This is a genomic window from Paenibacillus polymyxa, assembly GCF_018614975.1.
In the GTDB taxonomy this organism is placed as follows: Bacteria; Bacillota; Bacilli; order Paenibacillales; family Paenibacillaceae; genus Paenibacillus; species Paenibacillus polymyxa_E.
This window is the reverse complement of record NZ_JAGGNR010000035.1, coordinates 25,683-33,812: the sequence shown is the minus strand read 5'-3', so window position 1 is coordinate 33,812 and position 8,130 is coordinate 25,683. Positions and strand designations below refer to the sequence as shown.

Sequence of the window (8,130 nt, the reverse complement as noted above, 5' to 3'; positions counted from 1 at the left end):
TGTGCTACTTTTTCGGGTGAGAGAAAGGATTGAAGAAACGAGAGAAATCGGGTAGAATTTTTCATGGAACCGCCACCTTTCGGAGTTTGTAGGGGTACAAACATTTTACCGAGGTTGCGGTTCTTTTTCTACCTTTTATTGGTTATTCAACACGCGTGATAGTATTGAATTCTTCCATTTGTTAGAGTGGATCTGTTATTTCTATTACTCCTATTGATATATACAAAAAAACAGCCGGCTATAAGCCGACTGCTTCGTATGCAAGCTGAGTAAAAACTACTCAGTTGTGTATGGCAATAATGCGATTTGACGGGAGCGTTTGATTGCAATCGTCAGCATGCGTTGATATTTAGCGCTAGTACCTGTTACACGGCGTGGCAAAATTTTTCCACGTTCGCTGATAAATTTACGAAGCAAGTCCGTATCTTTATAATCGATGTGAGTAATTTTGTTAGCTGTGAAGAAGCACACTTTACGACGTTTATTACGGCCGCCACGACGTGCCGGTCTTTTATCGTTGTCTCCGCCTTCTCTTTGCTTGAAGCCCATGCTTTTCAGTCCTTTCCTATCATGTAACCCATATCTCCTAAGAGTATCAGCTCATGTTAAAATGGCAAATCATCATCCGATATATCAATCGGTTTTCCGTCATCGGAAAAAGGATCCTGATTGTTGCTACGCGAATTATTGTTATTGTTCGCGCGTCCGCCGCCTCCATAAGAAGGCTCTTCACGCATTGGTTGCCCACCGCCGCCACCGCTATTATCACGGTTAGCTGACTCCAAGAAACGAACATTATCGGCAATAACTTCGGTCACGTATACACGTTTTCCTTCGTTATTCTCGTAGTTCCGTACTTGAATGCGTCCTTCGACTGCAGCCAGGCGTCCTTTGCGCAAGTAGTTCGCACAGGTCTCGGCAAGCTGTCTCCAGGTTACGACCGGAATGAAATCGGCTTCCTTTTCTCCCCCTTGGCTTGTAAACGGTCTGTCCACTGCCAAAGTAAATTGCGTAACTGCTACTCCTGCTGGAGTGTAACGCAACTCAGGATCCCGGGTTAACCGGCCGATCAGAATGACACGGTTCAACAATGTAATCCCCTCCTTCAGAGCGTATTGGTGCGTTAATCACGAGTAGTCTTAAGCAGACTTAACGTCGTTGGTAATGAGATAACGAATTACTTCGTCAGAAATCTTCATGAGACGCTCAAGTTCAGTTACAACTGCTGGTTCAGCAGTAAAATGTACCAGAACATAAAAACCATCACGGAATTTCTTGATCTCATACGCAAGACGGCGTTTACCCATAACGTCGTGAGCTGTAACTTCACCACCGCCGTTGGAGATGATGCCTTGGAATTTATCGACTGTAGCTTGAACAACTTCTTGCTCAATGTCAGGACGAATAATGTACATCACTTCATATTTGCGCATAATTTTCACCTCCTTATGGACTCTGGCCCTCAATCTAAGTTGAGAGCAAGGAACGAGCACAAACTCGAACTATATTAATATAACAAATACGGAGTCAAAGTGCAAGCAAACGTTCCCTGTACACATTGGCACATGATCAGCCCGGCTATGGAGCACACTACAGAAGCAACAATGTAACATAATCTGCAGAGGAGGTTTTATCATGGGTGAAAAAACCGAGTTTGAACCAGGAGACAAAGCACCAAACGATGGAGAGTACACGGAAGTTGGGGAAAAAAGCTTTGTCACCGAAATTCAGAACCCAAAGCGGGTAACGCTGCAAAAAGGTGAAGCTTTTCCCGAAACAAGCAATCATAATCGCAAGTGGAAGAAGCTGACCAAAGCTCGCGTACATTAATCGCAATACTTTTTTGACGATCCATGTATATAAAACGGAATAAAGCACATAATACAATTAGGCGGTGCACGAGAGAGGTGTGGTTCCGTTGGACAACGAAGCCGATCATTCGCTGTTGGAGATTCATCACGTAATCTAAGAAGCAAGTGGTTATGTGTTGTAAGGCTCTTCGTCTGAAGCACGCGTATTGCTACGTGCAGTACACCAAGTTTCTGATTGTTACGACCGATTGTTTCCTAACAAACAAATGCACCGCCGGATAAAGAGCCCTTTGGGGCTCTTTATTTTTCGTTTTAGTCATTAATGATGCATCTTATATGGATACGTGTTCAATAGGTGTCAATTCATAATCAATAAAACGTTATACAAAAAAAGACTTTCCTTGTGGAAAGTCTTCTTATCAATCTTTTTATTAAACTCAATGTGTATTGAGTAAGTTACAATTGAAGTGGCGGAAAGGGTGGGATTCGAACCCACGCACGCTGTGACACGCCTAACTGATTTCGAGTCAGCCCCCTTGGGCCTCTTGGGTACCTTTCCGCAGCAATATTGATTATAGCATGATCATTTACAGAACGCAACACTCCTACGGAGCCTGCATGTAAACGTTATTACGCGTACTGCATACCGAAGTATTGCAAGCTCAGGATTCAGTGGAATCTTCGGCTGAACGCAGTACCTTCTTCATGTTTTTCTCGAATTTTGCTCTTGGGATCAACACGCTATGTTTACACCCCACACACTTGATCCGAATATCCATACCCATTCGAATGATCTCCATCTCATTGCTGCCACAGGGATGCTGCTTCTTCATCTGCACGAAATCCCCAAGCTGGAAACTTTTACGCTCCACCTGTGCCATCCCCCTCATCTTTCTCCAAAGCTGCTGCCTGTTCCAATGCTGCTTGATTGTTCATCTCACGATACTCCAGTGTTTTTTTCACATCACCCTGTATTTGACGTTCCACAGAAGCACGAGAATTAGGCATACATTCAGCCACAATTCGTACCACATACTCAGACGTAGACATCGACTGTATACCGAGCACATCAGGCACCTTCACAATATTCAGATCACGTTCCTCGATCCCAACCAAAGACTTCTTCACCAGATGTACTGACTCATCAAGACTTAAGTCCGCCTTCATCGGAATATCCACTACAGCCAGCGAATTCGACATGGAGTAGTTCGTTACACTTGCAATCGCCCCGTTTGGGATAATGTGCACCTCACCCTGCCAGCTGACCAATTTGGTAGTTCTAAGACCAATCACCTCAACCGTTCCCTTGTAGGTTCCCGTCTGAATAACATCACCCACAGCGAACTGGTCCTCTAATATAATGAAGAAACCCGTAATAACATCCTTGACCAGACCCTGTGCACCAAAACCAATGGCAAGCCCGAGCACACCGGCACTCGCGAGTAGCGGTCCAACTTGGATATTAATCTCAGATAACAGTAGCAGAATCATAATAAAATTACATGTTATGGAGGTCGCATTTTTCAACAGTTCCCCTACGGTTACGAATCTGCGCGGATTCACGCGAATCTTGCCTTCCTGCTTGCGTCCCATGGAACGATCTATAATTCGATATACCACCTTAATAACAATACGGGTGATGATAAAAATAATGATGATCCGGATTGAGCTGAACATAATGTTAAGCCACATATCGGGATCTGCAATTCTGTTCCAGAATTTATCCGTCCAACGAAGGGCTTCACCAACAGCCGCTACCGCACCACCGCCACTGTTGTACCCTTGAGCAAACTGAAATGGCAACATCCATCATGCCTCCTCTACATCGGTATGTTATCATAGCTGTCTTCAGTTTTGAAATAGAGGCCTCGGATCTCTACGAACTCGTTACGAATGATCTTCTGTACTCGCTCCAGATCCTCTTTTGGAAACTGGATACATAGCGCACACCCTGCTGTAATTTCTTTTGGCGTAGGGAACAAATCAATCTCTATCTCGGCAAACTCCAGCAGCATTTCAGCACGCAGTGCCTGCTGGGTTGAATCAAATGCAATCAGCATCCAATCGTTAATCCATTCGTCCATATCCGGCTCCTTTCACCATACGTCTAACCCTAGAGAAAAAGCTTGTCCTCGTGAAGTATAAAACGCTCTACCTTTCCATATACTGTTACTACTATTCCAAGGGAAAGGATAGATCCTATGAATCCTACTTCGCGTTCCTTTTCATCACAAGACATGACCAGTTTGAAAATTCCCCATACCGATCCAGGTATTCACTCGGCCATTACCCATCGTTTAATGTTCCATCTCTATAAAGCCCACTCTCTGCAAAATGTAGTGATTGTCTGCATCGGCACAGATCGCTCAACAGGCGACTGTCTTGGTCCTCTGGTCGGATCAGCCCTTTCCAAGTGGGACAGCCCTTTATTCAATCTATATGGTACCTTGGATGAACCAGTCCATGCGATGAACCTGCAAGATACACTCCACAACATACAGAAAACACACCATAACCCTTATGTGATTGGCATTGACGCCTGTCTCGGACAATCATCCAGTGTGGGATGCATTCAAGTTGTGAATGGTCCACTCAAGCCGGGTGCGGGGGTAAATAAAGAATTACCGCCGGTCGGCGATATCCATCTGACAGGTATCGTTAACGTCGGCGGCTTTATGGAATACTTTGTTCTACAGAACACACGGCTCAGTCTTGTTATGCGCATGTCCGAGATTATATCCAGCAGTCTGTACTCGGCCATTCGGGAATGGCATACACGTTCTACTCTGCTTGCTGTGCCAGAGTAATAGCTTCCTTTTCCTCCGGGGACAGAGTATACGTGGACTCTCCCCCTTTAAGAGGTTTCGCATATACGTATGAACCGTCACGGTTATATATCCCCGTAAGGATCATGCCATCCTGGCTATCATTAATCATGGCCATTGAGAAGCTCAGATCACTGCCACGCTCTCCATAAGCATTGTACCTTTTCACGCCAACTTTACCTTGAATGCGGGTCAGCTTTTGCATGACAACTTGCAGCTGATTCGTTTGCAGTTTGTGTTCATCCTCAATGCTGTCCATCTGAATTTTCAGATTAATCAGCAACGATTCCAGGTCCTCTACTCCACTGCCAGCCATCATGGCTTCATATTTACGTTTAAACTTTCGTAACTTTGCCCCTTGAACAATACTCACAATCAGCAAGATCACCGTAAGTAATGCCATTCCGCCAATAATCCATAACAGCTGTTCCAGAATCAGCTCGTTTAATTCAGCCATGTAATTGCAACTACCCCTCTATATTTTTGATCAGATTAACGTCTGTCCTGTAATATTATCATTCATTATAAATCAACCCTGTATCCAATGAGTTCATCATTTCAACTCTAATCTAGTCTGCCCCAGTCAATTCCAACACTGCCTTAACGAGTGCTTCGACATGTTCTCTAGTTGAATTGTATCCCACACTGGCCCTTACTGCTCCGGTAGCAGTTGTACCAGCAGATTCGTGTGCAAGCGGTGTGCAATGAAAACCGGAGCGAACCGCAATCCCATAATTCCGATCTAATCGGAAGGCGAGTTGTGCCGAATCATATCCATCCACAGTAAAAGATACTAATCCGGTGCGCGGCTGTCCAATCTCTGGACCAAGCATTCGTATACCCTTAACGGATGACAGCCCATCCATCATATGTTGGGTCAGTTCCCACTCATGTTGGTAGATAAACGCTGGTGTCATCTCAAGTACATGTTTTACACCCGCAGTCAGCCCTGCGATCCCGACTGTATTCGGCGTCCCCGCTTCATAGCGATCAGGACGGACCTTTGGCTGCTCCAAAGCCTCTGACTGACTTCCTGTTCCTCCATGAAGTAAAGGCTCTATATCGAGCTCTGGAGCAATGTACAAGCCCCCTGTACCTTGAGGACCAAGCAGTCCCTTATGCCCTGGAAAAGCCAACATATCTATGCCCAATTGTTGTACATTCACAGGCATAACCCCAGCACTCTGCGCTGCATCTACCAATAAGATCGCCTGATGTTTACGACACAGGAGCGAAACTTCTCCAATAGGAAGAATACTGCCAAGCAGATTGGAACTATGTGTACATACCACCAATCTGGTATTCGAACGAAACATACGTTCCATTTGCATCAGATCAATGGCTCCCGCAGCATTAACAGGTACATAATCAATCTCTACATTTCGGAGTTTTCGCATGTACTCCAGTGGTCGTCTGACTGAGTTATGTTCAGCCATGGTGGCAATCACATGGTCGCCCTCTCTGAGCAAGCCTTGAATAGCTAGATTTAGCGCTTCTGTCGTATTTGATCCGAATGCAATATCATTCGCATTTTTGATTCCAAAAATATTGGATATGGATTTTCTCGCCTCGAACAATACACGACTTGCCTGAACTGCCATCCGGTGACTTCCTCTGCCAGGATTGGCTCCGGCAATCTCCAATGCACTCAACATCGCATCACCGACAGCAGGTGGTTTGGGCCAAGATGTTGCTGCATGATCTAGATAGATAACTCCCTCCACCTCACAACCACCTCTGTCCCATAAATTAATAGTTCGCCTGCACATATTGCAAATATAACCCTATAAACAAAGAATGACATATCGTTTCTCCATGGTACAGAGGCGATATGTCATGACATGAGTAAGCCCCGCATGTTGTTAATGAATCATAGACCCGACTGTTATTGTAACAATTCCAATAGCCGTTCCAGATCCTGTTGACTGTAGTAGTTGAGCTCAATTTTACCTTTATCTTTATTGTGCTTGATTTTCACTGTTGTTTTGAAACGTTCACGAAGAGATTCTTCCAATGTATCAATGAATGGATCTTTCTTTTTCAACTTCGATTTGGCTTTAGACTCACCTGTTTTGGAACGATCCAATTGTTGAACAGCTTCCTCCAACTCACGTACACTCCATTGCTGATCAATGGTTTGTTTGGCAAGTTGCTTCACCACAACCTCGTCTTTCACACCCACGATCGCACGTGCATGTCCCATAGATAATGTTCCACGTGAAACATGGTCCTTTACTTCTTCGGGCAATGATAACAGACGCAGGAAGTTAGCAATGTGAGAACGTGATTTACCTACTTTTACAGACAACTCTTCCTGAGTCAACGCGAATTGATCCATTAACCCCTGATAAGCAACTGCAACTTCCATGGCGTTCAGATTCTCCCGTTGCAGATTCTCAATCAACGCAATCTCCATTACCTGCTGATCACTGAAGTTGCGGACTACAGCCGGTACCGTTGCATTACCACAATATTGCGAAGCTCTGAACCGTCGTTCTCCAGCAATAATCTCATAACCTCGTAATACAGGACGAACAATAATGGGTTGTATGACACCATGCTGACGAATGGACTCAGCCAGTTCATGTATTGCGCCCTCATCAAATACTTTACGTGGTTGATAGGGGTTAGCCCGCAGTTGACTAATCGGGATTTCTACGACTTTATCATCGTCATTAATTGAAAGCGAAGGAATGAGGGCATCAAGACCTTTTCCAAGCCGCTTACTCATAAGAAATCACTTCCTTTGCGAGCTCTAAATACACTTCCGCCCCTCTTGAACGAGGGTCATACGTGATAATGGATTGACCATGAGATGGTGCTTCACTAAGCCGTACATTACGCGGAATAATCGTTTGATATACTTTTTGTTGAAAATACTTTTTCACTTCTTCAATAACCTGAATCCCCAGATTGGTCCGTGCATCAAACATCGTCAGCAATACCCCTTCAATCTGCAGAGATGTATTCAGATGTTTCTGTACCAGACGAACCGTATTGAGCAACTGACTTAATCCTTCAAGTGCATAATACTCACACTGAATCGGAATGATCACCGAATCGGAAGCAGTCAACGAATTGATCGTTAACATACCAAGGGATGGTGGACAATCGATCAGTATGTAATCATAGTTTTTTTTCACCATGGCGAGTGATTTTTTCAGGCGAACTTCCCGTGATATCGTGGACACCAATTCGATCTCGGCTCCGGCAAGCTGAATCGTTGCAGGTATGATATGAAGGCCTTCAATCTGAGTCTCCACAATCGCTTCTTGCGGAGGAACCTCATTAATAATGACATCATATATACAATTAGCCACATCTGCTTTATTGATTCCGACTCCGCTGGTTGTATTCCCCTGAGGGTCAATATCGACAAGCAATACTCTTTTCCCGAGTGAAGCCAGTCCTGCACCCAAGTTAACAGATGTCGTCGTTTTCCCCACACCGCCCTTTTGATTTGCTACGGCCATAATCTTAGACAATTACTTCAC

General features: G+C 44.7%; 12 protein-coding genes and 1 tRNA gene. 2 read left to right on the top strand and 11 right to left on the bottom strand.

Annotated elements, in window-relative coordinates:
* Nucleotides 1–276 precede the first annotated feature (276 nt).
* From rpsR to rpsF, 3 genes are read right to left on the bottom strand one after another with little or no spacing between them, the layout of a single operon-like run.
* Nucleotides 277–549: a 30S ribosomal protein S18 gene (gene rpsR, locus J7E78_RS22880; protein ID WP_017691433.1), complete on the bottom strand. Its 273-nt coding sequence runs from the start codon at nt 547–549 to the stop codon at nt 277–279.
* 56 nt (nt 550–605) lie between these two features.
* Nucleotides 606–1,091: a single-stranded DNA-binding protein gene (gene ssb, locus J7E78_RS22875; protein ID WP_017691432.1), complete on the bottom strand. Its 486-nt coding sequence runs from the start codon at nt 1,089–1,091 to the stop codon at nt 606–608.
* 48 nt (nt 1,092–1,139) lie between these two features.
* Complete coding sequence (gene rpsF, locus J7E78_RS22870; RefSeq protein WP_036611944.1) at nt 1,140–1,433, bottom strand: 30S ribosomal protein S6; 294 nt, start codon at nt 1,431–1,433, stop codon at nt 1,140–1,142.
* 202 nt (nt 1,434–1,635) lie between these two features.
* Between rpsF and J7E78_RS22865 the strand changes: the two genes are divergently transcribed.
* Nucleotides 1,636–1,830 (top strand): YjzC family protein, encoded by a 195-nt coding sequence (locus tag J7E78_RS22865; RefSeq protein WP_036671877.1) that lies wholly within the window; start codon nt 1,636–1,638, stop codon nt 1,828–1,830.
* A gap of 449 nt (nt 1,831–2,279) precedes the next feature.
* Here J7E78_RS22865 and J7E78_RS22860 read toward each other — a convergent pair.
* The 4 genes from J7E78_RS22860 to J7E78_RS22845 form a co-directional block, all read right to left on the bottom strand.
* Nucleotides 2,280–2,370 (bottom strand) — tRNA-Ser (locus tag J7E78_RS22860).
* Between the two features lie 103 nt (nt 2,371–2,473).
* A complete protein-coding gene (locus tag J7E78_RS22855) occupies nt 2,474–2,683 on the bottom strand; it encodes a DUF951 domain-containing protein (RefSeq protein ID WP_215078319.1) in 210 nt (69 codons plus the stop codon).
* A complete protein-coding gene (locus J7E78_RS22850) occupies nt 2,673–3,617 on the bottom strand; it encodes a mechanosensitive ion channel family protein (protein WP_215078318.1) in 945 nt (314 codons plus the stop codon). Before J7E78_RS22850 ends, J7E78_RS22855 begins: the two co-directional genes overlap by 11 nt.
* A 14-nt stretch (nt 3,618–3,631) precedes the next feature.
* The gene (locus J7E78_RS22845) at nt 3,632–3,895 is read right to left on the bottom strand and encodes a putative Se/S carrier protein (RefSeq protein ID WP_017691427.1); all 264 of its coding nucleotides are present in this window, start codon (nt 3,893–3,895) and stop codon (nt 3,632–3,634) included.
* A gap of 117 nt (nt 3,896–4,012) precedes the next feature.
* Here J7E78_RS22845 and yyaC point away from each other — a divergent pair, with 117 nt between their 5' ends.
* The gene (gene yyaC / locus J7E78_RS22840; RefSeq protein ID WP_215078317.1) at nt 4,013–4,618 is read left to right on the top strand and encodes a spore protease YyaC; all 606 of its coding nucleotides are present in this window, start codon (nt 4,013–4,015) and stop codon (nt 4,616–4,618) included.
* Here yyaC and J7E78_RS22835 read toward each other — a convergent pair.
* The 4 genes from J7E78_RS22835 to J7E78_RS22820 form a co-directional block, all read right to left on the bottom strand.
* Complete coding sequence (locus tag J7E78_RS22835) at nt 4,593–5,093, bottom strand: DUF4446 family protein (protein WP_036671879.1); 501 nt, start codon at nt 5,091–5,093, stop codon at nt 4,593–4,595. The two genes, yyaC and J7E78_RS22835, sit on opposite strands and share 26 nt — an antisense overlap.
* 112 nt (nt 5,094–5,205) lie before the next feature.
* On the bottom strand, nt 5,206–6,360 hold the full coding sequence (locus J7E78_RS22830) for an aminotransferase class V-fold PLP-dependent enzyme (protein ID WP_215078316.1): 1,155 nt from the start codon (nt 6,358–6,360) through the stop codon (nt 5,206–5,208).
* Nucleotides 6,361–6,521: 161 nt separating this feature from the next.
* Complete coding sequence (locus J7E78_RS22825) at nt 6,522–7,367, bottom strand: ParB/RepB/Spo0J family partition protein (RefSeq protein WP_215078315.1); 846 nt, start codon at nt 7,365–7,367, stop codon at nt 6,522–6,524.
* Complete coding sequence (locus tag J7E78_RS22820; RefSeq protein WP_024629525.1) at nt 7,360–8,121, bottom strand: ParA family protein; 762 nt, start codon at nt 8,119–8,121, stop codon at nt 7,360–7,362. Before J7E78_RS22820 ends, J7E78_RS22825 begins: the two co-directional genes overlap by 8 nt.
* Nucleotides 8,122–8,130 lie beyond the last annotated feature (9 nt).

Excerpts from the sequence above, each read along its gene's own strand:
- rpsR (WP_017691433.1), bottom strand. The coding sequence starts at position 549 with ATGGGCTTCAAGCAAAGAGAAGGCGGAGACAACGATAAAAGACCGGCA.
- rpsF (WP_036611944.1), bottom strand. The coding sequence starts at position 1,433 with ATGCGCAAATATGAAGTGATGTACATTATTCGTCCTGACATTGAGCAA.
- J7E78_RS22865 (WP_036671877.1), top strand. The coding sequence starts at position 1,636 with ATGGGTGAAAAAACCGAGTTTGAACCAGGAGACAAAGCACCAAACGAT.
- J7E78_RS22850 (WP_215078318.1), bottom strand. The coding sequence starts at position 3,617 with ATGTTGCCATTTCAGTTTGCTCAAGGGTACAACAGTGGCGGTGGTGCG.
- J7E78_RS22845 (WP_017691427.1), bottom strand. The coding sequence starts at position 3,895 with ATGGACGAATGGATTAACGATTGGATGCTGATTGCATTTGATTCAACC.
- yyaC (WP_215078317.1), top strand. The coding sequence starts at position 4,013 with ATGAATCCTACTTCGCGTTCCTTTTCATCACAAGACATGACCAGTTTG.
- J7E78_RS22835 (WP_036671879.1), bottom strand. The coding sequence starts at position 5,093 with ATGGCTGAATTAAACGAGCTGATTCTGGAACAGCTGTTATGGATTATT.
- J7E78_RS22825 (WP_215078315.1), bottom strand. The coding sequence starts at position 7,367 with ATGAGTAAGCGGCTTGGAAAAGGTCTTGATGCCCTCATTCCTTCGCTT.